The sequence below is a fragment of the Streptomyces sp. NBC_00523 genome (assembly GCF_036346615.1).
GTDB lineage: Bacteria > Actinomycetota > Actinomycetes > Streptomycetales > Streptomycetaceae > Streptomyces.
In genome coordinates this window covers 4,683,414-4,704,488 of sequence record NZ_CP107836.1, presented here as the reverse complement: position 1 = coordinate 4,704,488, position 21,075 = coordinate 4,683,414, and the positions used below count along the sequence as shown (strand labels likewise).

The 21,075-nt window shown below is 71.1% G+C and carries 20 protein-coding genes; 4 read left to right on the top strand and 16 right to left on the bottom strand.

What is annotated here, in order from left to right; all coding sequences use genetic code 11:
* The first annotated feature begins 1 nt into the window (after position 1).
* On the top strand, positions 2-1,645 hold the full coding sequence (locus OHS17_RS21565) for a TlrC/CarA/OleB/SrmB family ABC-F type ribosomal protection protein (protein ID WP_330313497.1): 1,644 nt from the start codon (positions 2-4) through the stop codon (positions 1,643-1,645).
* A 122-nt stretch (positions 1,646-1,767) separates the two neighbouring features.
* Positions 1,768-3,438 carry an FG-GAP repeat domain-containing protein gene (locus OHS17_RS21560; protein ID WP_330313496.1) on the top strand — a complete coding sequence of 557 codons (1,671 nt, stop codon included), beginning with the start codon at positions 1,768-1,770 and terminating at the stop codon, positions 3,436-3,438.
* A gap of 54 nt (positions 3,439-3,492) precedes the next feature.
* On the opposite strand, the gene OHS17_RS21555 is transcribed toward OHS17_RS21560, so the two are convergent.
* The 12 genes from OHS17_RS21555 to OHS17_RS21500 all read right to left on the bottom strand — a co-directional run bounded on the left by OHS17_RS21555 (position 3,493) and on the right by OHS17_RS21500 (position 12,800).
* Complete coding sequence (locus OHS17_RS21555; protein ID WP_018100967.1) at positions 3,493-4,119, bottom strand: OmpA family protein; 627 nt, start codon at positions 4,117-4,119, stop codon at positions 3,493-3,495.
* Positions 4,116-4,709, bottom strand: a complete 594-nt coding sequence (locus OHS17_RS21550; RefSeq protein WP_330313495.1) for a hypothetical protein — start codon at positions 4,707-4,709, stop codon at positions 4,116-4,118. Before OHS17_RS21550 ends, OHS17_RS21555 begins: the two co-directional genes overlap by 4 nt.
* 26 nt (positions 4,710-4,735) lie before the next feature.
* Entirely contained in the window at positions 4,736-5,407 is a 672-nt protein-coding gene (locus tag OHS17_RS21545) for a pilus assembly protein TadG-related protein (RefSeq protein ID WP_330313494.1), read from the bottom strand.
* Positions 5,404-5,637, bottom strand: coding sequence for a hypothetical protein (locus tag OHS17_RS21540; protein WP_330313493.1), 234 nt, complete (start codon positions 5,635-5,637; stop codon positions 5,404-5,406). Before OHS17_RS21540 ends, OHS17_RS21545 begins: the two co-directional genes overlap by 4 nt.
* Before the next feature lie 230 nt (positions 5,638-5,867).
* Positions 5,868-6,755, bottom strand: coding sequence for a DUF5936 domain-containing protein (locus tag OHS17_RS21535; RefSeq protein WP_330313492.1), 888 nt, complete (start codon positions 6,753-6,755; stop codon positions 5,868-5,870).
* A gap of 19 nt (positions 6,756-6,774) precedes the next feature.
* Positions 6,775-7,713, bottom strand: coding sequence for a type II secretion system F family protein (locus OHS17_RS21530; RefSeq protein ID WP_330313491.1), 939 nt, complete (start codon positions 7,711-7,713; stop codon positions 6,775-6,777).
* A gap of 36 nt (positions 7,714-7,749) precedes the next feature.
* Positions 7,750-9,090 carry a CpaF family protein gene (locus tag OHS17_RS21525; protein WP_330313490.1) on the bottom strand — a complete coding sequence of 447 codons (1,341 nt, stop codon included), beginning with the start codon at positions 9,088-9,090 and terminating at the stop codon, positions 7,750-7,752.
* A gap of 45 nt (positions 9,091-9,135) precedes the next feature.
* Positions 9,136-9,501, bottom strand: a complete 366-nt coding sequence (locus tag OHS17_RS21520; RefSeq protein ID WP_330313489.1) for a TadE/TadG family type IV pilus assembly protein — start codon at positions 9,499-9,501, stop codon at positions 9,136-9,138.
* Positions 9,495-9,905, bottom strand: a complete 411-nt coding sequence (locus OHS17_RS21515) for a TadE/TadG family type IV pilus assembly protein (RefSeq protein WP_330313488.1) — start codon at positions 9,903-9,905, stop codon at positions 9,495-9,497. The genes OHS17_RS21520 and OHS17_RS21515 overlap by 7 nt, the downstream gene beginning before the upstream one ends.
* A gap of 23 nt (positions 9,906-9,928) precedes the next feature.
* The gene (locus OHS17_RS21510; RefSeq protein ID WP_161206760.1) at positions 9,929-11,176 is read right to left on the bottom strand and encodes an AAA family ATPase; all 1,248 of its coding nucleotides are present in this window, start codon (positions 11,174-11,176) and stop codon (positions 9,929-9,931) included.
* Between the two features lie 7 nt (positions 11,177-11,183).
* Positions 11,184-11,897 carry a Flp pilus assembly protein CpaB gene (gene cpaB, locus OHS17_RS21505; RefSeq protein ID WP_330313487.1) on the bottom strand — a complete coding sequence of 238 codons (714 nt, stop codon included), beginning with the start codon at positions 11,895-11,897 and terminating at the stop codon, positions 11,184-11,186.
* A gap of 66 nt (positions 11,898-11,963) precedes the next feature.
* Positions 11,964-12,800 (bottom strand): hypothetical protein, encoded by an 837-nt coding sequence (locus tag OHS17_RS21500; RefSeq protein ID WP_330315318.1) that lies wholly within the window; start codon positions 12,798-12,800, stop codon positions 11,964-11,966.
* A gap of 331 nt (positions 12,801-13,131) precedes the next feature.
* On the opposite strand from OHS17_RS21500, the gene OHS17_RS21495 reads away from it, so the two are divergent.
* Both OHS17_RS21495 and OHS17_RS21490 read left to right on the top strand, forming a co-directional pair.
* Positions 13,132-14,862, top strand: coding sequence for a chitinase (locus OHS17_RS21495; RefSeq protein ID WP_330313486.1), 1,731 nt, complete (start codon positions 13,132-13,134; stop codon positions 14,860-14,862).
* Positions 14,863-15,053: 191 nt separating this feature from the next.
* Positions 15,054-17,243, top strand: a complete 2,190-nt coding sequence (locus OHS17_RS21490) for a serine/threonine-protein kinase (protein WP_330313485.1) — start codon at positions 15,054-15,056, stop codon at positions 17,241-17,243.
* Between the two features lie 15 nt (positions 17,244-17,258).
* On the opposite strand, the gene OHS17_RS21485 is transcribed toward OHS17_RS21490, so the two are convergent.
* From OHS17_RS21485 to OHS17_RS21470, 4 genes are all read right to left on the bottom strand, one after another.
* Positions 17,259-18,734 carry a GntP family permease gene (locus OHS17_RS21485; protein WP_330313484.1) on the bottom strand — a complete coding sequence of 492 codons (1,476 nt, stop codon included), beginning with the start codon at positions 18,732-18,734 and terminating at the stop codon, positions 17,259-17,261.
* A 107-nt stretch (positions 18,735-18,841) separates the two neighbouring features.
* Positions 18,842-19,252: a RidA family protein gene (locus tag OHS17_RS21480; RefSeq protein WP_018100981.1), complete on the bottom strand. Its 411-nt coding sequence runs from the start codon at positions 19,250-19,252 to the stop codon at positions 18,842-18,844.
* Between the two features lie 6 nt (positions 19,253-19,258).
* Positions 19,259-20,017 (bottom strand): IclR family transcriptional regulator, encoded by a 759-nt coding sequence (locus OHS17_RS21475; protein WP_330313483.1) that lies wholly within the window; start codon positions 20,015-20,017, stop codon positions 19,259-19,261.
* The gene (locus tag OHS17_RS21470; protein ID WP_330313482.1) at positions 20,014-21,072 is read right to left on the bottom strand and encodes a sugar kinase; all 1,059 of its coding nucleotides are present in this window, start codon (positions 21,070-21,072) and stop codon (positions 20,014-20,016) included. The genes OHS17_RS21475 and OHS17_RS21470 overlap by 4 nt, the downstream gene beginning before the upstream one ends.
* Positions 21,073-21,075: the final 3 nt, after the last annotated feature.

Genomic DNA, 21,075 nt, shown 5'->3' with positions numbered 1-21,075 from the left:
CATGCACACCGGACAACTCACACTTCAGAACGTCACCCGCCGCTACGACGACCGCGTCGTGCTGGACGACGTCACCTTCACCGTCGCGCCCGGCGAACGGGCCGGCGTCATCGGCGACAACGGGGCCGGCAAGTCCACGCTGCTCCGGCTGATCGCCGGGCTCGACCGGCCCGACAACGGGGAGCTGACCGTCGTCGCGCCCGGCGGCACGGGCTACCTCGCCCAGGCGCTCGCCCTGCCCACCGGGGCCACCGTCCAGGACGCGGTGGACGCGGCGCTCGCCGGGCTGCGGGAGCTGGAGGCCCGGATGCGCCGGGCCGAGGTCGGGCTCGCGGGGCCGGCGGGCGCGGAGCTGACCGCCGCGCTCGACGCGTACGCGCTGCTGGTCGCGCGCTACGAGGCGCGCGCCGGTTACGAGGCCGACGCGCGGGTGGACATCGCCCTGCACGGTCTCGGGCTGCCCGGCCTGGACCGGGACCGGCCGCTGTCCACGCTGTCGGGCGGCGAGCGGTCGCGGCTGGCGCTGGCGGGGACGCTGGCCTCCCGGCCCGAACTGCTGCTGCTGGACGAGCCGACCAACGACCTGGACGACCGGGCGGTGGACTGGCTGGAGAACCACCTGCGGGCGCACCGGGGCACCGTGCTCGCCGTGACGCACGACCGGGTGTTCCTGGAACGGGTCACCACGACGATCCTGGAGGTCGGCGAGGGCCGGGTGACGCGGTACGGGGACGGCTACGAGGGCTACCTCGGCGCGAAGGCCGCCGACCGGCGGCGCCGGCTGCGGGAGTACGCGGACTGGCGCGCCGAGCTGGCCCGCAACCGCGAGCTGGCCGCGTCCAACGTGGCCCGGCTGGACGCGATCCCGCGCAAGGTGCCGCTCACCGTGTTCGGGCACGGCGGGTTCCGGGCGCGGGGGCGGGGGCACGGGGCGATGGTCCGCATCCGCAACGCGAAGGAGCGCGTCGAGCGGCTGACGGAGCGGCCGGTCGCGCCGCCGCCGGATCCGCTGGTGTTCGCCGCCCGGGTGACCGCCGCGGAGACGTCCGCCCCCCGGGTCGCGGCGGAGCTGGCCGGAATCCGCGTCGGCCGCCGCCTCTCCGTGCCCGCGCTGCGGATCGGGGGCGCGGAACGGCTGCTGATCACGGGGGCGAACGGGGCCGGCAAGTCGACGCTGATGCGGGTGCTCGCGGGTGAGCTGCGGCCGGACGCGGGGACCGTGCGGACGCGGGGGCGGGTCGGGTACCTGCGCCAGGAGGAGACGCCGTGGCCGGCCGGTCTGACGCTCCCGGAGGCCTACGCCCACGGGCGCGGCGGTGACCTCGACGCGCACACGGAACACCTTTTGTCGCTGGGCCTGTTCGGCCCGGCGGACCTGCGCCTCCGGGTGGGCGAGCTGTCCTACGGGCAGCGGCGCCGGATCGAACTGGCCCGCCTGGTCGGCGAACCCGTCGACCTGCTCCTGCTGGACGAGCCGACGAACCACCTCTCCCCGGCGCTGGTGGAGGAGCTGGAGGGCGCGCTGGCCGGGTTCGGGGGTGCGGTGGTCGTCGTCACGCACGACCGGCGGCTGCGGGGCCGCTTCCGCGGCAGGCGGCTGGAACTGGACGGTGGGCGGGTGGTGGAACGTACCGAAGCGGCGTGATGGGCCGATAGGGCACTGGCTTGATGGCTGAAAACAACCCCCTCCAAAGGGATCCAGTACCAGTCATATGAACACCAGCCGACTTTTTGACAGCTGGCTCATAGACAACCCCTGGGGGGGCTTTGCATCTGTCCACACGGAAATCCGGCCGCACCGGCCGCGCGCGCTCGAAGCGCGCGAGCCGGATCGCGGCCTGCACCGCGCTCGTCCTCTCCGCCGGCATGCTGCTGGCGGCCCCGGCCTCGGCCGACGACGCGAAGGGCGCCGAGGCGCCGAAGGCCGTCGGCTCGACGCCGCGCATGGACATCACCGGCGACGGCAGGAGCGACATCCTCTACCAGACGCGGGAGGGTTACCTGTTCCAGTCGGTGGGTACGTCGGTGGCCGACTACCCGCTCGAACTCCACGCGCCCGAGGGCGCCACCGGGCACACCATCTACAAGGACATCATCGCTCCGGGCGATCTGCAGGGCGACGGCCAGCCCGAGCTCCTCACCCTGACGGCGTCCGGCACGCTCACGCTGCACCCGATGGTGGGCATGGACCCGACGGGGGGAACTCCCACCTGGTCCGGGAAGGGCTGGCAGAAGTACAACAAGATCGTCGCGCCGGGGGACCTGACCGGCGACGGGCACAACGACCTGATCGCGCGCACGCCCGCCGGTGACGTCTATCTCTACGTCTCCACCGGGCGCATCGACGGCGAGCCCTTCGAGCCCGCCGTCAAGGTGGCCTCCGGCTGGAACACGTACGACCAGATCGTCGGCCTGAACGACTCCACCGGCGACGGGATCGGCGATGTCGTCACCCGGACGCCCTCCGGTGACCTGTACTTCCACATGGGCACCGGGAATCCGTCGAAGCCGTTCAAGGCAGCGTCCAGGATCGGCTACGGGTTCGACACGTACAACCAGCTCGTGGGTGTCGACGACGTCAACGGGGACGGCTACGGCGACCTCATGGGCCGTCGGCCGAACGGCGACACGTACATCTACCGCTTCTCCGGCCTGGGCCACTACCGGGCGAGGATCCCCGGCACCTTCGGATGGCAGAAGGCGGCCATGTTCGTCGGGGCGGGTGGCAACCCGGCCTTCGGCAAGCGCAGCGTCACGGGGGTAACCTCCGAGGGCGCCGGGTATGTGTACGACTCCAAGAACAACGGCGAGCTCTTCGCCCGCACGCGCGGGTTCGACTACACCGAGGGCAGGCTACGCATCGCCTCCTCCCTCGACGACGGCGGGCGTGCCGACGACCTCTGGGTGCGCGACGGTTCGCTGTACATCGGGTACAACCGGATCGGCGACGGCTGGAACATCTACAACGACCTCATCGGCCCGGGCGACCTGAGCGGTGACGGCGCGGGCGACATCCTCGCGCGCGACACCAAGGGCGACCTGTTCCTGTACCAGGGGAACGGCAAGGGCACCGCGCTCGCGGCGAGGATCAAGGTGGGTTACGGCTACGGCTCGTACCGCCACATCGTCGGCGCGGGTGACCTCACGGGGGACGGCCGGGCGGACGTCGTGGGCATCGCCAAGGACGGCACGCTGTACCTGTACGAGGGCACGGGCAAGGCGTCCGCGCCGCTCAAGGCGCGCGTGAAGATCGGCTCCGGCTTCGACATCTACAACAAGTTCGCCGCGATCGGCGACCTCAACGGGGACGGCAGGGCCGACCTGGTCGGGGTCAATGGCTACGGCGACCTGTACCGGTACACGTCGACCGGAACGGGCAAGCTCAACAAGCGCGTCCGGATCGGCTACGGCTTCAACACGTACAAGGCGCTGTACTGATGTTCTCCGCGCGGCGGCGGCCCCCGTGCGGGGCGCGCCGCCGCGCGGTGCGGGTCAGCTCTGCGAGCCGGTCTCGCCGCGTTGGAAGGAGACCTCCACGCGGCGGTTCTTGCGGCGGCCGTCCTCGTCGTCGTTGCTGGCGATCGGGTAGTCCTCGCCGTAGCCCCGGATCTCGAACGTGATCCCGGAGCCGCCGAGCGCCTCGTCCAGCACGTTGTGGACGGCCTCGGCGCGCTTCTTGGACAGCACGTCGCCGTGTTCGGAGGAGCCGAGGTCGTCGGTGAACCCGAAGACCCTGACCTTCTTGGCGTCCTGCCGCTTGATCTCCTCGGCGATGGCGTTGATCCGCCCCTTGGCCTCACCGCTGAGCTTGGCGCTGTCCTTGCCGAAGAGCACTTCCGCCTGGAGGGCGAACTTGATGTCGGCGTTGGTGTCCTCGCGGCGCTCCTCGCCGCCGAGGTCCTCGATGACGGACTTGATGTCGAGGACTTTGGGCGGGGCGAGGGTGGCGCCCTCGGGGAGCTTCAGGTCGGTGTCGTGGGGGTCGATCTCGACGGGGGGTTCGGCGGACGCGGACGGATAGGGACTGTCCCCGGCAACCGCCTCCGGGGCCACGGCCCCGACACCCCCCAGGGCGACCACCCCGGCGAGGAGGGTTGTCGTGACGCGGCGGGGGGTCATCCGGAGATCTCGATCGTTGCGTTGGGGAAGCCGGGGAACTGCAGGTCGACCTTGGTAGAGGTGCTTGGGGGGGACGGGAACTGAGCGAAGAAGTTCAGGCTCTTCCCTGACGGGATGCTGGGCTCGTAGTTGCTGGTGGTGAGCGGCCGGTTGTCTGTGTCCCGCAGCACGTAGTAGCGCTTCTTGCCGACCGAGTCCACCAGCGTCATGCCTGCGAGCGAAGGCCCGGCGTCGGCTACGGCTTCCTCCTGTCCGCTCCACTCCACAGGCGTGACAAAGCTCTCCGCACCTGAGTTCTTGAACTCGCCGCTGACGGTGAGGAATCCTCCGCTGTCCCTCTTTGCCGAGTACACGACCATCTCGAGGCCCTCGTCGTTCTTGAGGGTCGCGAGCGTCGTGCTGCGGTCGGGCAGCGTTTCGTCTTCAGGCGCCTGCTTGCCCTGCCCCTTCCCCGCGTCGGACGAAGCCGCAGGCGCCTTGTCCGACCCCTTGTCGTCACCGCCGCACGCAGCTACGGAAAAGAGCAGCGACGAAGCCAGGAGGGCGACGGCCCCAGCCCGGCGCACTTTCCTCACGTGCCGGAGATTCATTCGAGATCCTTTGCGTTCATTCGCGGTCAGTTTTCGGCCAAGTGCACGGAGAAGAGGTCAGCTATATCAGGCATGAGCGCCAAGTCCTCGGGGTCCACAACCCATTCTTCGCCTCCGTCACAGCTCACCTTGCCCACCGGCGCGGCCGTCGCCCCCGGATCCGGATCTTCATCCGTGCCTGTGTCCTCGTCCGGAGAGCTTCCCGGGACCGGCGTGTTCTCCGGCTCCTGAGTGAACGAGCAGCGCGGTTCGACCACGGCTACGGCCTCGGCTTCCGCCTTCTCGCCCTTGACGCCCGGCACGATGTCCGTGCTCACGCCCTTACCGGACCGCACACGGACCACATAGCCCCATCTACCGGACAGCTGCCGGCATCGGACGGAGCCGGCCTTGTTCAGCGCAGCGAACTCGGATGCCTTCCAGCAGGCATCGCCCGGGACCCCGAGGTAACGCGCATTGAAAACCGCCTCGAAGTAGTCAGGGTCGGTGAGGTGCGCCATCAGATCCGGTTCGAGGGAACTACGCGATTCCTTGGCCGCCGCCAACGCGGCCGCGTCGGCGGCACTCTGTGCACCATTGCGCTGAACATCGGCTTCGCCGAACGCAAAGAGGACCAACGCGAGGAAGAGCAAACCGGCCACGGCTGCGATGTACAGCGGCGCGGCTTGCCCCGACTCCTCGCAGCCTCCTCGTTTCACTTGTCGAGGACCTTGGTGATCTTCGCCTTGAATTTGTTGGCGATGGAGGCGCCCATCTTTGTGTTGATCAGGGCGATCACGATCGCCACGACGAGAATCGTGATGCCCACATACTCGATGGCACCCTGCCCCCTGTCTCTGCGACGCTTCATGTGATCGACCGTGGAATTCACCCAGTGGTTCACATAAGTCTGCGTCTGCACCGCCGCCTTGAGCGCGATGTCCTTCATGGCGATGTTCCCCCTCCGGGTTCGACCGACCGGGAATCGGTCGACGTTGATCCGTAAGTCCGTGTGTCGTGGGCAAAGTGCATCGGCGCGGCGGCCCTCGTCGTGGGCTGCCGGGCCCATTCCCACTTCTGGGGCTCGTCAGACGTATCGCTTTCAGCCATGCCGTCCCTCCCGCCCCCTCGGCTCCGAATGTCCCACAAATGGCCCTCTGGAGAGGGCACTTCGCGGCCTCAGCTGTTGAAGATCTCATTGATGTTCACGTTCGCCGCGTAGTAGAAGCCGACCGCGATCAGGATGATCGTGCCCGGGAGCATGAAGCTCGTGACGATCAGTGTGGCCTTGGGGACCGCCTTGGAGGCCTTGCGGCGGGCGTTCTGGGCGTCCGTGCGGCGCATGTCGTTGGCGATCTGGATCAGGGTGTCGACGATGGGGGCGCCCAGCTCCTCGCCCTGCTGGAGGGCGGAGACGAACATCGATACCTGTTCGGACTCGTTGCGGCGGCGGAGCTGGTCGAAGGCGTCGCGTCTGCTGACGCCCATGTCCATCTGGCGCAGGGTGATACGGAGCTCGTCGGACCACGGGCCGGTGTACTTCTCCGCCACCCGCTCCAGCGCCTGCCTAAAGCCGAGGCCGGCCGAGACGACGACCGCGAGGACGTCCAGGAAGTCGGGCAGGGTGCGCTCGATGTCGTCCTTGCGTCGGGCGATGGCCGCCCGGATGATCACGTCCGTCCAGAACAGGCCGTAGACGAGCAGGATGATCGCCAGGACCACCTGCCCGTTCATCAGCATCGCCAGGGCGGCCAGGATGCCGAGCCCGCCGAACACCGCGCGCCGGGCGGCGTAGCGGTCGACGGTCAGGCCGCGCGGATTGCCGGCCATGTCGAGCTTCCGGCGGATGCGGTCGACGCGCCGGGGGCCCATCAGCGACAGGACCCGGGGCGCGTACCGCATGCCGATGCGGTCGATGGCCGACCCGGTGGCGCTGGTGCGGCTGGCACCGACCTCCAGGGCGAGGACCAGGTCGCCGGGGAGCTTGGCGTCCGCGCGGTACATGCGGACGCCCTGGAAGGCGCCGAGGACGGCGAGCCCCATGACGGCGGCGAGCAGGATCTCCATGTGTGTCTCCTTCCGGCCCTCAGATGCGGACGCGCGTCAGGCGGTTGATCAGGAAGAAGCCGAGGCCGTAGAGCCCGGCGGCGACGACGATCGCGATGCGGCCGGGGGTCGCGGCGGCCATGTCGTCCAGTGCGCCGTCCCTCATGGTGTTGATGAGGAGCAGGAAGAGCAGCCCGAGGACGGGGACGGCGACGGCGGTGACCTTCACCTGGGAGAGGAGGGTGGTGACCTCGCGCCGGGTCTCCTTGCGCTCCTCCAGCGTGTTGGTGAGGTTGCGCAGCGAGGAGACGATGGTGCCGCCCGCCCGGTTGGAGAGGATGAGCGTCGAGACGAGGACCGTCAGCTCGCGGGAGGGCAGCCGTTCCACGAGTTCGTTGAGGGCGTCGTCCAGGGAGTGCCCGATGGCCAGGCGGTCGGCAACGCGCCGCAGTTCCTCGTGGGCGGGGTCGTCCAGCTCCTCGACGGCCATGGAGATCGCGGTGCGCAGGGCGAGTCCGGCCTGGGTGGCGTTGGCGAGGACGCGGGTGAGTTCGGGGAGCTGGCTGATGAACGCCTCGGTGCGTTTGGCGCGCTGCCAGTTGAGGAAGGCGTTGCCGCCCCACGCGCCGATGAGCACGGCGAGGAGCCCGAAGAACGAGGCGAACACGGCCGCCGTGACGAAGTAGAGCGCGAGCAGGGCGGCGACGACGTACACCGCGTACTCGCCGGGCGTGAGGTCGAGCCCGGTGACCGCGAGCTTCCGCTCGATCCGCTTGCCGAGGCCGGTCCGCCGCAGCCGGCGGTCGATCGACCGGAAGCGCCGGGCGCGCCCCTCGATCGCCGGGGGGCCGGTCCGGGACAGGCGGTCGATGAGCGCCCGCTGCTGTTCCCTGCCGGAGGCGAAGACACGCAGGCCGACGACGGCGAGCACACAGGCGAGCAGGGTCACGCCGACCGTCAGGAGCGGCAGGTTGTCCATGTCCGGAAGCGCCTTCCAAGCGAGGGGGTGCGGGGGTCAGGCCGTGGGCGTACGGGTCAGCAGTTGCTCGGCCGTACGGGCGACCCCGAACGCCGGGGGGACGGTCTCGTTCGCCATGTAGAAGCGGTCCGCGACCCGGCGGGGCACGGGGAAGTACGCGAACTGCCCGTACACGCGCCCGTCCGCCGCCATCGGGAGGGCGTCGAAGCGGCAGACGGAGACGATGCGGTAGTCCTCGCGGCCGTACGAGTCCACGACGGCGATCTCCGTGACGCGGCGGGAGCCGTCGCCGTGCCGGGTCAGCTGGATGATGACGTCGACGGCGCTGTTGATCTGGTCGTGGATCGCGGCGAACGGGATCTCGACCTCGGACATGGAGCTGAGGGTCTGGAGCCGCATCAGCGCGTCCTCCGCGCTGTTGGCGTGGACGGTGGCGAGGGACCCGTCGTGGCCGGTGGACATGGCCTGGAGCATGTCGAGGGTCTCGCCGCCCCGGACCTCGCCGACGATGATGCGGTCGGGCCGCATGCGCAGGGAGTTGCGGACGAGGTCGCGGATGGTGACCCGGCCCTTGCCCTCGACGTTGGGCGGGCGGCTCTCCAGCGTGATGACGTGGGACTGCTGGAGCCGGAGCTCGGCGGAGTCCTCGATGGTGACGATGCGCTCGCCGTCGGGGATCAGCCCGGAGAGCGCGTTGAGCAGGGTGGTCTTGCCGGTGCCGGTGGCGCCGGAGACGATCACGTTGAACTTGGCGCGGACGAACCCGGCGAGCAGGAGCAGCATGTGCTCGTCCAGCGAGCCGAGCGCGATCATCTCCTGGAGCGTGAACGCGCGGGGGAAGCGCCGGATGGTGAGGATCGGCCCGGACAGGGAGAGCGGCGGGATGACGACGTTGACGCGCTCGCCGGAGGGCAGCCGGGCGTCGACCATCGGGTTCGACTCGTCCACCCGGCGGTTGACCGTGGAGACGATGCGCTCGATGGTCTGCATCAGCTGCTCGTGCGAGGAGAAACGCATCGGCAGGAGTTCGAGGCGGCCACCGCGCTCCACGTAGACCTGTTCGGGTCCGTTGACCATGATCTCGCTGATGGAGGCGTCCTCCAGGAGCGGTTCGAGGATGCCGAGGCCCAAGGCCTCGTCCACGACCCGGCGGATGAGTTGCGAGCGCTCCACGGAGGACAGGACAGGGCCCTCGCGGCTGATGATGTGGCCGAGGACGCGTTCGAGCCGTGCCCTGCGGTCGGCCGCCGGAAGGGCGGACATCTCGGCGAGGTCGATCTCCTCCAGCAGTTTGGCGCGGTAGGCGCCGACGAGCCGGCTCTCCTCGCTCATCCCGTTCACGGGTTCGGGGCTGGTGATGCGCGCCCGCAGGCTCATGTGATCGACTCCCTCGTTTCCTGTGGCCGCATGGTCGGTTCCGGGTCAGTCGCTCGGCATGGTGGCGCTCTTCTCGACGGAGCCGAAGGAGAACATCGGCAGCAGGGCGGGCACGGAAACCCGTACGGTCACGGTGACCGACTCCGCGCCGGCCCCGGTGCTGACGGACGCCCCGTCCGCGAGCCAGCCGCTCATGGACTCCCGGGCCACCGCGCCCGCCCGGCCCTGCTGGCCCTCGGTCGACGCCACCCGGGCCGCCGCCCGCGCGGCCGTACCCGCCTGCTGGGCCGCGTACACGGCGAGGCCGAGCTGGACCACGGCCAGCGCGACGACGAGGAGCAGGGTGAGCACGCCCACGTACTCGACGGCGGCCTGCCCGCGCTGGGAGCCGGTGCGGCGCCGGGTCACCATGCGTCCCGCCGCTCGTTCCTGGCCTTCGCCTCGCCGGTGGCGTGCATGGGCACGCTGAACGCCCCGGGGAACAGCAGGGGTACGTCCACGCGCACCTTTACGCTGACCAGCTCACCGAGGGCGTCGCAGCTGTCCATGTGGGCGCTCCAGCCGCCGGGAACGTCCTCGCGTACCGCCTGCGCGCCGGCCGCGCACTGGCTGCCCTTCGCGACGGCGGCGGCCCGGACGGCCTTGTCGGCGGCGTTCCCGGCGAGGATGTACGTGTAGCAGACGAGCCCCGCCTGCCAGAGCAGGGCGAGGGTGAGCAGGATCAGGGGCAGGGTGCCGACGAACTCGATGGCGGTCTGACCCCGGTCGGAGCGGGAGCGGGCGTCACGGCGCACGTCCGCTCGTAAGAGGTTCATGGCACGGCACTCCCCCTCGGTGTTCACTTCGCACGCGCCCGCCGGCCGCCCGACGCGCCGCGCTCACCCTTCAGCCTGCCCCCTCGGGCGGCCGCTTCCGCGTTCTTGACCAGACCGAGGTCTCCGGCCAGCCCCCAAAGAGCTTGTTTCACGGTGGACTTGGCGTCCAGGTCCTGGAGGCGTCCGGCGTCCACAACGGCCTGGAGCTCCTTGAAGTTGGCCGGGACGGCGGTCCGGGCGACCCTGGTGGCGGTGATCTTCTCGATCAGCGCGGGCTGGATCTCCGTGTGGCGGGTGTGGCGGTTGACGAGGGTGATGGTCTCCTCGGCCTTGCGGACCTGGAGCCGGTCCCAGAGCCGGACCATGCGCTTGGCGGCCCGGACGGTGATCACGTCCGGGGTGGTGACGAGCACGGTGCGGTCGGCCATCTCGACCGCCGCGGCGTTGGCCGAGTTCATGTACGTACCGCAGTCGATGACGACGACCTCGTAGCGGTGGCGCAGGGCGCTGACCGTCTGGCGTACGACGCGGTCGGTGACGTCCTCGCCGCGCTCGCCGTCGGCCGGGGCCAGCAGCAACGCGACGCCGGACTCGTGGTTGTACAGGGCGTCCTGGAGGACCCGGGGCGAGATGTCCTGGATGGTGGCGAGGTCCACCACGGACCGGCGGAACTGCACGTCGAGGTAGGAGGCGACGTCCCCCGACTGGAGGTCCAGGTCGGCCAGCGCGACAGTGTGCCCGGAGGCGGCGGCCGCCAGGGCGAGCTGGACGGCGGTGACCGTGGTGCCGACGCCGCCCTTCGCGCCGCTGACGGTGACGACGGTGCCGGCGGGTCCGGTGTGCAGCTCGGCCCCCGCCCCGAGGTGGCGGCGGACGCCGACGGACCAGCCGGAGGCGGCCTGGACGCGCTGCGCCAGCTCCTCGTACGAGAGCGGCAGGCCGACCAGGCCGCGGGCGCCGGAGTCCATGGCGGCGGAGTAGAGCCCGGGGCTGGTGTCGGCGGTGACGAGGACGACGCCGACGGCCGGGAAGCGCAGGGCCACTTCCCGGATCAGCTCCAGGGCCGGGACCGGGCCGATCCGTTCGTGCACGAGGACGACCTCGGGGAGCTCGTCCAGGGATTCGGCGGCGAGCCGGGCGAGGGTGTCGAGCAGTGAGGTCGAGTCGCCGAGCGGGGCGGCCGGTTCCGCGTCGGGGAGCTGGCCGAGGAGCCCGGAGACGGCGCGGGCGGCGTCGGCGTCGCCGACGGCCGGGAGGATGCGTGTGCTCATCCGGTCCTCACTTGTTCTTGTCTTCGTCGAGGTCGTAGCTGCCCTCGCCCGGGCGCAGGGTGGTCGGGCTGTCGGCGGGGAGCAGGGCGAGGCGTACGTGTTCGGCGAAGGACTCCGCGTAGGCGACGCGCTGGGCGTCGTCGGTGTCCAGGGCGAAGGTGATCGGCACGGCCTCGGTGGGGCCGTCGCCGCGGTCCTCCGGCTTGGGTTCGAGGGAGGTGAGCCGGCCGACGTCGATGACCCGGGCGTTGGCCACGATGACGCGCGAGGTCGGCTTCTCCTTGTCGGTGCGGCCGGCGAAGGTGGCGTAGATGTTGACGAGGTTGCCGGGCCTGATCTTGCCGGCGACACCGGTCGCGGCGTCGATCATGATGGCGATCTCCTGCTGCCCGCTCTTCAGCTTCGGGCGGTCGACCAGCATGTCTTCCTGGAGCAGGGAGCCCGGGTGCAGTTCGGTGACGGCGATCTTGCCGCGGAGGGCGGAGAGGTCGGTGACGGCGCTCTTGGAGAGCCACCGCTCGGGCATCGAGATCTTCTCGAACTGGCTGGATTCCAGCGGCTTGTAGGGCGCGATGGTGGTCTTCACCCGGTACGCGGTCACCTCGGGGCCCACCTTCGCGTTCACGTCACCGATCACCCAGAGCACACCGGCGAAGGCGGCGAGGGCGCACAGGACCGACAGGACGAGCAGGATGACGCCGCGGCGTTGCCGTGAATTCATGGGCGGAGCGACCTCGTTGGGGTATGTGGGCCGGTGGTCGGTACGGAGCGGGGCGGTACGGGGACGTCAGGGGTTCAGCGCGGCGGGGCCGCGCGTGCGGTCCTCGGGCGGGTTCAACGGGGCGTTGCACAGCCCGCAGCGGTCGCCGATGAGTTCGTTTCCGCACCAGGTACAGACCTCTCTGCGCACCGAGGAGACCAGTTGGTAGATCAATGAGATGTCCGGCAGATAGGCCGCGAACTCGATCATCTTCGGGGTGCCCCACCAGCCGGGGGACTCGTCGGGCAGGACGGCCTCGTGCACCGCCTGGACCTGCCAGGCCGGGGCCAGCGTCCCGGTCACCCACTCGGACGGGGACTGCCCCCGGGCGACCAGGAGGTGCGTGGCGAAGCGGGGGCCGGACAGCTCCCCCGTACCGGCCCTGACCAGCTGGGGTTCCGGGTTGGCGAGCACGCCGAACTGGGCGCCGGGGAACCAGGACTTGGCGTGCGACTTGAGGCTGACGGGCACCCGGTCGAGCCGGGTCACGGAGTGGAGGAGGGCGCCCGCGTGCACGTAGTGGGACAGGAGCCGCGCGGCGGAGGCGATCACTCCGGCGCTGAAGTCGCAGACGGACAACTGCCGTAACTGGCGCACCAGTACGGCCACGCCGAGCGGCGGCAGGTCCGATTTGAGCAGGGCGATCCGGTCGCTCTCCAGGACCGCGCGGACGGTGTGCAGCCGGCGCTCGTGCGCGGCGGAGATGCCGGCCGGGTAGACGGCGATGACGTGTCCGTGCTGCTCCAGGAGGCGCTGCATGTCCTCCAGGGCCTGGTCCAGGGACTGTTCGGCGGGTCCGCGCAGGACGACCGCCGGGGGCGTCTGGCGGTCCTGCGGGGGCAGCACGAGGCCGGGACCGGTCACTGCTATGGCTGTCGGCACGCCGCTCCCCGTTCCTCGGGCCGCCGCGTACCGCCGGCCGCACTCGCTCCCGCCGGGTGCTTCCGCTCGGATGCTCCCGCCTGAGCACTTTATCCACGTACGGCAGGACAGAGAACACTTTCAAGAAGCCCGCGGAGCACGGGTGATGAGGTCATCGGCACCTTCGGGGGGACCGGAGACCGCCAGAGGTCTTGACAACTTGATTGGTCTGGACCAGTTTATCGGCCAGCGGTGGCCACCGTTCCTCGATTCCACACCCCGGCACCCCCCGTGCCGCCCCCCCGCCATCCCCGACTCCCCCCGGAGGCAGCAAGTGGATCGTTCCCCCGCCCCGAGCCGCAGAAGACGCCACACCCGCCCGGTCCTCGGCTCCGCCGTGGCCGTCGTCGCGGCCGGCGCCCTGACCCTCACCGGGCTCGTGACCAGCGCCGAGGCCGCCGACGTCAACGTCGCCAAGAACGCGGGCTTCGAATCGGGCCTCGCCAACTGGACGTGTACCGGCAACTCCGGCACCACCGTCTCCTCCCCCGTGCACGGCGGCACCTCCGCCCTCAAGGCCACCCCGGCCGGCCAGGACAACGCCAAGTGCTCGCAGACCGTGGCCGTGAAGCCCAACTCCACGTACCAGCTCAGCTCCTGGGTCCAGGGCGGTTACGCGTACCTGGGCGCCAGCGGCACCGGAACCACCGACGTCTCGACGTGGACGCCCGGCTCCTCCGACTGGACGCAGCTGAAGACCAGCTTCACGACCGGCGCGAACACCACGTCCGTCACCGTGTACACGCACGGCTGGTACGGCCAGGCGGCCTACCTCGTGGACGACTTCTCGGTGACCGGCCCCGACGGGGGCGGCGGCACCGACCCCGGCCCGTCGATCCCCGGCGCCCCGGCCGGGCTCGCCGTCGGCTCGACCACCTCGTCCTCGGTCGGCCTGTCCTGGAACGCGGTGTCCGGCGCGACCGGCTACACCGTCTACAAGGACGGCGTGAAGGCCACCACCGCCTCCGGCACCTCGGCGACCGTCACCGGTCTCGCGGCCGACACCGCCTACCAGTTCGCGGTGACCGCCACCAACGCGGCCGGTGAGTCCGTGAAGTCGGCGACCGTCAGCGGCCGCACCGCCAAGTCCGGGTCCACCAACCCGAACCCGGGCACCTCCGTGCCGAAGCACGCGGTCACCGGCTACTGGCAGAACTTCAACAACGGCGCGACCGTCCAGAAGCTCAGCGACGTGCCCGCGAACTACGACATCATCGCGGTCTCCTTCGCCGACGCCACGAGCACGCCCGGCGCCGTCACCTTCAACCTGGACTCGGCGGGCCTGAACGGCTACACCGTCGACCAGTTCAAGGCCGACATCAAGGCGAAGCAGGCGGCCGGCAAGAACGTCATCATCTCGGTCGGCGGCGAGAAGGGCTCGGTCTCGGTCAACAGCGACGCGTCCGCGACCAACTTCGCCAACTCGCTCTACTCCCTCATCCAGGAGTACGGCTTCAACGGCGTCGACATCGACCTGGAGAACGGCCTCAACTCCACGTACATGACGAAGGCGCTGCGTTCGCTGTCGCAGAAGGCGGGCTCCGGCCTCGTCATCACGATGGCCCCGCAGACCATCGACATGCAGTCCACCGCGGGCGAGTACTTCAAGACGGCGCTCAACATCAAGGACATCCTGACCGTCGTCAACATGCAGTACTACAACAGCGGTTCGATGCTCGGCTGCGACGGCAAGGTCTACTCGCAGGGCTCGGTGGACTTCCTCACCGCGCTCGCCTGCATCCAGCTGGAGGGCGGCCTCGACCCGTCGCAGGTCGGCCTCGGCGTCCCCGCCTCCACCCGGGGCGCGGGCAGCGGCTACGTCGCCCCGTCGGTCGTGAACGCGGCGCTGGACTGCCTGGCCAAGGGCACCGGCTGCGGCAGCTTCAAGCCGTCGAAGACCTACCCGGGCCTGCGCGGCGCGATGACCTGGTCGACCAACTGGGACGCGACGGCCGGCAACGCCTGGTCGAACGCGGTCGGCCCGCACGTCCACGGCCTCCCGTAAACCACATCCCCATGACCAGCAGCGCCGCCGCTCCCCCGGCGGCGCTGCTGCGTGTACGGACAGCACCCGCGGGCCACGGCTTCGATACCGGTAACGCAACAGTCGTGTAGGGGAGTTGTGCCACCTCATGGCTGTCCGCGTCCGGACGTGGCACCGTGGTGGGCGCGGTGCTGGGCGACAGGGGGAGTGACATGGCCGGGGCGCGGATCGAAGCGCTGGGCGGGGACGATCCGGTGACGCTCGGGCCGTACCGGCTGCTCGGGCGGCTGGCGTCCGGGGGCATGGGCCGGATCTATCTGGCCCGGGCCGGCGGCCGGGACCTCGTCGCCGTGAAGACGCTCCTCGCGGAGGGCCGGGTCGCCGACACCGACCGGCGGCGCTTCGCCCGGGAGGTGGCGGTCGCCCAGCGGGTGGACAGCGCCTACACCGCCCGCGTACGGGACGCCGATCCGGACGCCGAGCGGCCCTGGATGGCCATCGACTACATCGCCGCGCCCCCGCTCTCCGAACTGGTCCGCTCCTGCGGGGTGCTGCCCGCCTCGGCCGTACGCTGGATCGCGGCCGGCACCGCCCAGGCCCTGGTCACCCTGCACGGGGTGGGGATCGTCCACCGCGACGTGAAGCCGCAGAACGTGCTGCTGCCGCTGGACGGGCCCCGGGTCATCGACTTCGGCATCTCGCACGCCAGCGACCTCACCCTGACGGGCCTCACGCTGGGCACGATCGCCTTCACCTCGCCGGAGCAGGCGCGCGGCGAGGAGTCCACCGCCGCCTCCGACGTGTACTCGCTGGGCGCCACGCTCTTCCTGCTGGCCACCGGCCGGGCGCCCTACCGCGCGGACGGCGACACGCTGCGGCTGCTGGCCCGGGTGCAGCGCGGCGAGCTCGATCTGACCGGGCTGCCCAAGGAGCTGGTCGCGACGATCCGGCCGTGCCTGGCCGTGCAGCCCCGGCACCGTCCGACCCCCGCCGAGCTGCTGGCCCGCTTCCGTGAGCAGCAGGCCGGGCTGCCGATGACGACGAGCGGCACGCGCTGGCTGCCGCCCCGCTGGACGGCGCTGATCGACGCGTACGCGAACCAGGGCCAGGAATGGGCGGGTGGCCGGCCCCCGGGTGGCCCGTCGCACGCCCCGACGGTGACGCAGCGGACGCGCGCGGTGCCGAAACCGCCCCCGACGCTGGTGTATTCGCCGCAGCGGCAGGCCCGGGCCGACCGCGACCGCACCCGCCGCGAGATGGCGGCCCTCGCCCAGCTGGCCGAGCGGCAGCGCGCGGAGCGGGAGCAGTCGGAGCGCGAGGAGGCGGAGCGCCTTGCCCGGGTGCGGGCCGAGCGCGCCGAGCGGGAGGAACGGGAGCGCGCGGAGGCCGCCCGCCGCGAATCCGCCCGCCGCGAGGCCGCCCGCCTGGAGGCCGAGCGTGCGGCGCGGGTGCGCGCCGACCGGGAGCGGGCCGACCGGGAGCGCGCCGAGCAGGAGCGGGCGGCCCGGCAGCGCGCCGAGCACGAGCGCGCCCAGCGGGCGGCCCGGGCCCGGACCGCCTCGCCCGCACCGGCCCCCGTCCCGGCGGGCCCGCGCCCCCGCTCGTCGTCCTCCGGCGGCGCCGCCCTGGGCTGGCTGCTCGCCCTGGTGGCCGTGGCGGGGCTGCTGACGTGGCAGCCGTGGGAGAAGACGGGCGGCGGTTCGTCGTCGGGCGGCAGCGCGTCCGGCTCCGTCACCTCGGGCAGCGACCTCGACACGCACGCGGACGACAGCACGACCGCCGACACGGACACGGACACGTCGGTCAGCGGCGGAGGCTCGACGGCCGACGACACCGACACCGACACCGACGACACCGCGACGGAAGACCCCACCCCGACACCGACACCCACGCCCACACCCACCATGAACGCCACCGACCGCGCCTTCGCCGCCGTGCGCGCGGGTGACTGCCTCGACGTGTACAACGACGGCTACGACCACATGAGCGCGAGCAGCCCGGTCCGGGTGAAGTGCGCCGCCTCGAACGCCTACATGCACGTCAACCAGGTGAGCACCCGCACCGGCGCGTCCGGCTCCTGCGACACGGGCGCGGGTTTCACCTGGTGGAGCCGGTCGGGCGACGACGGGATCACGCGGACGCTGTGCCTGGACCGGGTGTACAGGGCGGGCCAGTGCTTCCCGGCGAAGGTGAACGGGGAGACCAACGCGGACCTGACGGTGGTGTGGAAGTGCAACGCCTTGAAGGTGCCCAAGGCGGGTCAGTCGATCCTGCGGATCACCGGCTTCTACCGGGCCCCGAAGCAGGGCCAGAACTGGACCTGTCCGGCGGGGCCCGGCGAGCGGTTCTGGTACTGGCAGGTCAACCAGGGCCGCAGCATCATCTGCGCCTCGGCCGCCTGACTCGTCGACGTACGGCTAGATCACCAGGCTGAGCAGCGCGGCGACGACGAACCCGGCGACCGACAGGACGGTTTCGAGGACGGTCCAGGACTTCAGGGTGTCGCGTTCGGAGATGCCGAAGTACTTCGACACCATCCAGAAGCCGCCGTCGTTGACGTGCGAGGCGATGATCGAGCCGGCCGAGATGGCCATGATGATCAGCGCGAGGTGGGCCTGCGAGAAGCCCTGGTTCTCCACGAGCGGGACCACGATGCCGGCGGTGGTGACGATGGCGACGGTCGCCGAGCCCTGCGCGATCCGCAGCACGGCCGAGATCAGCCAGGCGAGCAGGATGACGGGCAGGCCGACGTCGTTGAAGGTGTCGGCGAGCGCGTCCGCGATGCCGCTGGCCTTGAGCACGGCACCGAAGATGCCGCCCGCGCCGACGACGAGCAGGATGTTCCCGACCGGCTTCAGCGAGGAAGTGGACACGGACTCCAGGGACTTGCGGGACCAGCCGCGCCGGATGCCGAGCAGGTAGTACGCGAGGAGCAGCGCGATCGTCAGGGCGACGAACGGGTTGCCGAAGAACTCGATGACCGAGCGGCCCGTCGAGGGATCCATCGCGATCGAGGAGAACGTGGCGGCGAGGATCAGGATCAGCGGGGTGCCGATGATGGCGAGCACGGTGGAGAGCGCGACCGGCTCCTCGCGCGGGGTGACCCCGGCGGCCCGCTGCTCGGCGACGACGGCGGCCTTCGCCTCCTCGGCGGCCTCCACCATGTCCTGCGGGACGTCCACGAAGATCCGCTTGCCGATCCAGGCGGCGTAACCCCAGGCGGCGAGCACGGACGGGATGCCGACGAGGGCGCCCATCAGGATGACCCAGCCGAGCGAGACGTGGAAGAGCCCCGCGGCGGCGACCGGGCCGGGGTGCGGGGGCAGGAACGCGTGGGTCATGGAGAGCCCCGCGAGCAGCGGCATGGAGTACAGCAGGATCGATTTGCCGGACCGCTTGGCTGCGGCGTAGACGATCGGCGCGAGGACGAAGATGCCGACGTCGAAGAAGACCGGGATACCGAAGATCAGGCCGGTCAGGCCCATCGCGAGCGGGGCGCGCTTCTCGCCGAAGAGCCGCAGCAGCCGGGCGCTCAGCACCTCGGCGCCGCCGGAGACCTCCAGGATCGCGCCGAGCATCGTGCCGAGGCCGATGATGATCGCGACATGGCCGAGGATGCCGCCCATGCCGGATTCGATGACGGAGACGGCGGCGGACTTCTGCACGGTGCCGAAGAGTTCGGTCACCGAGAGCCCCGCGCCCAGGCCGACGGCTATGGAGACCGCGAGCAGCGCGACGAACGGCTGGAGCCTGACCTTGATGATCAGGAAGAGGAGGAGCGCGATTCCGAGGACGGCGACGGTCAGCAGACCGGGCGTGCCGTCGATCAGGAGAAGGAGTCCACCGGTGTGGGGTGGCGTCTCGGGCGGGGTGGGGCCTGCGGCGAGCTGCATGGGTAACTCCGTTGTTGGTCCATGTTCTTGGGCAGGGGGGGGCCGCGGCACGGCGCCGGTTGGGTGTACGGCGCCGTGCCGGGCAGGGTGCGGATTACGGGGATGGCTCAGCCCAGGACGGCGAGGGCGTCGATCTCGATGAGGAGGCCCTTCGGGAGGCCGACGTAGACCGTGGTGCGCGCGGCCGGGGCCTCCTTGAGGTTCTGCTCGGCGAAGTACGCGTTGTAGATCTCGTTCATCTCGGCGAAGTGGTCCACGTCCGTGAGGTAGACGCGCATCATCATCACGTCGTCCCAGCTCGCGCCGCCCTCCTCCAGGATCGCCTTGACGTTGGCGAAGGTCTGGAGGGTCTGCTCGCGCAGGGTCGGGCCGGCCGGGGTGGGCGCCTGGCCCTCGACGGCGGGCAGGAAGCCGACCTGGCCGGCGACCTGGAGGATGTTGCCCTTGCGCACGCCGTGCGAGAACTTCGCGGGCGGGGTGGTGTGGGTGCTGGGGGTGAGCGCGGTCTTGTCGGTCATCGCTGATCAGACTTTCTTGGGTCGGTTGCTGCCGGAGTACTCCCGGCTGATGGTGTCGGCGGTCCGACGGACCAGGGGGAGCAGGGTGAGGAGTTCCTCGGCCGTGACGACCACGTTCGGCGCGGAGACCGACATCGCGGCGACAACGCGCCCGTCGGCGCCGCGGATCGGGGCGCCGACGCAGTTGATGGACTCCTCGTGGCCGCCGAGGTCGGTGGCCCAGCCCTGTTCGCGTACGGCGGCGAGCTCCTTGAGGAACGCGGCGGCGCCGGGCGTCGAACGGGACGTGTACATGGGGTAGTCGAGCTTGTCGGCGATGGACCGCCGCTCGGCCTCGCTCAGGTCGGCGAGCAGCAGCTTGGCCACGGCGGCGACGGTGATCGCGACGGGCTTGCCGATCCGCGAGTACATCCGGACCGGGTAGCGGCTCTCGACCTTGTCGATGTAGAGGACCTCGTTCTCCTCGTACACGGCGAGGTGGACGGTGTGCCCGCACTGCTCGTTCAGCTCGACGAGGTGCGGGTGGGCGATCTCCCGTACGTCGAGGTTCTCGACGGCCTCCTGCGCGAGCGCGAACAGCCGGGCGCCGAGGCGGTAGCGCTGGTCCTGCTGCCGGTAGACGAGCCCGTGCTCGTGGAGCGTACGGAGCAGGCGCAGCGCGGTGGACTTGTGGACGCCGAGGCGGTCGGCGACCTGTCCGAGGTCGGCGGGCCCCTGGGCGAGGAGCGGCAGGATGCTCAGCGCGCGGTCGACGGTCTGGCTCATGTCGTACGTACCTCCGTGTCGTCCCCCGTCCACCCGGGGCCGAGACGCAGTCTCCCCCACGCGTCGTCGCCCAGTGCGGCGAGCCGGTCGGCGTGCTCGCGGGCGGGGGGTGCGGTGAGGTCGCCGGGGACGGTGAGGACTGCGGCGGCCATGAGGTGGCCGTGCCTGGCGCGCTCCCGCGCGGAGAGTCCCCGCAGCGTGCCCGACAGGAAACCGGCGGCGAAGGCGTCGCCGGCGCCGACGGGGGCGACGACGTCCACGCGGAGGGCGGGGACGTGGGTGACCTCATCAGCCCCGCCGGCGTTTGAGGCGCGGGGTCCGGGGCGGAGCCCCGGTTCATGGGAGAACACCGCCACCCCGTCGGCACCCCGCTTCACGACCACCACCCCCGGCTCCGGCAACGCCTCACGAATCGCGGCGGCTCCCACGACGCCCCACGCCGCCTCCGCCTCGTCCTCCCCCACGAACACCACATCGGCCCGCCGCGCCAGCTCAAGCAGCACCCCGGCCGACTCCCCCCGCCACAACCCCGGCCGGTAGTTCACGTCGAAGGAGATCAGCGGTCGCCCCGCACGCGGAGCGGTCAGCTCGTGGAGCAGCGCCAGGCAGTCCGCCGACAGGGCGGCCGTGATGCCGGACAGGTGCAGGATCCGCCCGGCGGGCAGCCCGTCGCACGGCACGGTGGACGGCGACATCGCGGAGGCCGCGGACCCGGCCCGGTAGTACGCCACCTCGTGGACATCCGTGTCCCGGTCCGTGGCCGTACGGAAGTAGATCCCGGTCGGCCGCGCGGGATCGCGCCGGACGAGGGACGTGTCCACGCCGTACGCGGCGACCGCCTCCACGAGGTGGTCGCCGAAGCCGTCCGCCCCCACCCGGCTCACCCAGGCCGCCCGGTGCCCGGCAGCGGCCAGCGCGCAGGCGACGTTGGACTCGGCGCCACCGATGCCCCGGTCGAAGGAGGGCACGTCGGCGAGGCGCCCGGGGCGTGAGGGCAGGAACGTCACCATGGACTCACCGAGGCACACGACATCGGCGGGCGTCGTTCCGGACACGCG

What these genes read in the sequence shown, in the direction of transcription:
- OHS17_RS21565 (WP_330313497.1), top strand. Translation starts at nt 2, where the DNA reads ATGCACACCGGACAACTCACACTTCAGAACGTCACCCGCCGCTACGAC.
- OHS17_RS21555 (WP_018100967.1), bottom strand. Translation starts at nt 4,119, where the DNA reads ATGACCCCCCGCCGCGTCACGACAACCCTCCTCGCCGGGGTGGTCGCC.
- OHS17_RS21550 (WP_330313495.1), bottom strand. Translation starts at nt 4,709, where the DNA reads ATGAATCTCCGGCACGTGAGGAAAGTGCGCCGGGCTGGGGCCGTCGCC.
- OHS17_RS21540 (WP_330313493.1), bottom strand. Translation starts at nt 5,637, where the DNA reads ATGAAGGACATCGCGCTCAAGGCGGCGGTGCAGACGCAGACTTATGTG.
- OHS17_RS21535 (WP_330313492.1), bottom strand. Translation starts at nt 6,755, where the DNA reads ATGGAGATCCTGCTCGCCGCCGTCATGGGGCTCGCCGTCCTCGGCGCC.
- OHS17_RS21530 (WP_330313491.1), bottom strand. Translation starts at nt 7,713, where the DNA reads ATGGACAACCTGCCGCTCCTGACGGTCGGCGTGACCCTGCTCGCCTGT.
- OHS17_RS21525 (WP_330313490.1), bottom strand. Translation starts at nt 9,090, where the DNA reads ATGAGCCTGCGGGCGCGCATCACCAGCCCCGAACCCGTGAACGGGATG.
- OHS17_RS21520 (WP_330313489.1), bottom strand. Translation starts at nt 9,501, where the DNA reads ATGGTGACCCGGCGCCGCACCGGCTCCCAGCGCGGGCAGGCCGCCGTC.
- OHS17_RS21515 (WP_330313488.1), bottom strand. Translation starts at nt 9,905, where the DNA reads ATGAACCTCTTACGAGCGGACGTGCGCCGTGACGCCCGCTCCCGCTCC.
- OHS17_RS21510 (WP_161206760.1), bottom strand. Translation starts at nt 11,176, where the DNA reads ATGAGCACACGCATCCTCCCGGCCGTCGGCGACGCCGACGCCGCCCGC.
- cpaB (WP_330313487.1), bottom strand. Translation starts at nt 11,897, where the DNA reads ATGAATTCACGGCAACGCCGCGGCGTCATCCTGCTCGTCCTGTCGGTC.
- OHS17_RS21490 (WP_330313485.1), top strand. Translation starts at nt 15,054, where the DNA reads ATGGCCGGGGCGCGGATCGAAGCGCTGGGCGGGGACGATCCGGTGACG.
- OHS17_RS21485 (WP_330313484.1), bottom strand. Translation starts at nt 18,734, where the DNA reads ATGCAGCTCGCCGCAGGCCCCACCCCGCCCGAGACGCCACCCCACACC.
- OHS17_RS21480 (WP_018100981.1), bottom strand. Translation starts at nt 19,252, where the DNA reads ATGACCGACAAGACCGCGCTCACCCCCAGCACCCACACCACCCCGCCC.
- OHS17_RS21475 (WP_330313483.1), bottom strand. Translation starts at nt 20,017, where the DNA reads ATGAGCCAGACCGTCGACCGCGCGCTGAGCATCCTGCCGCTCCTCGCC.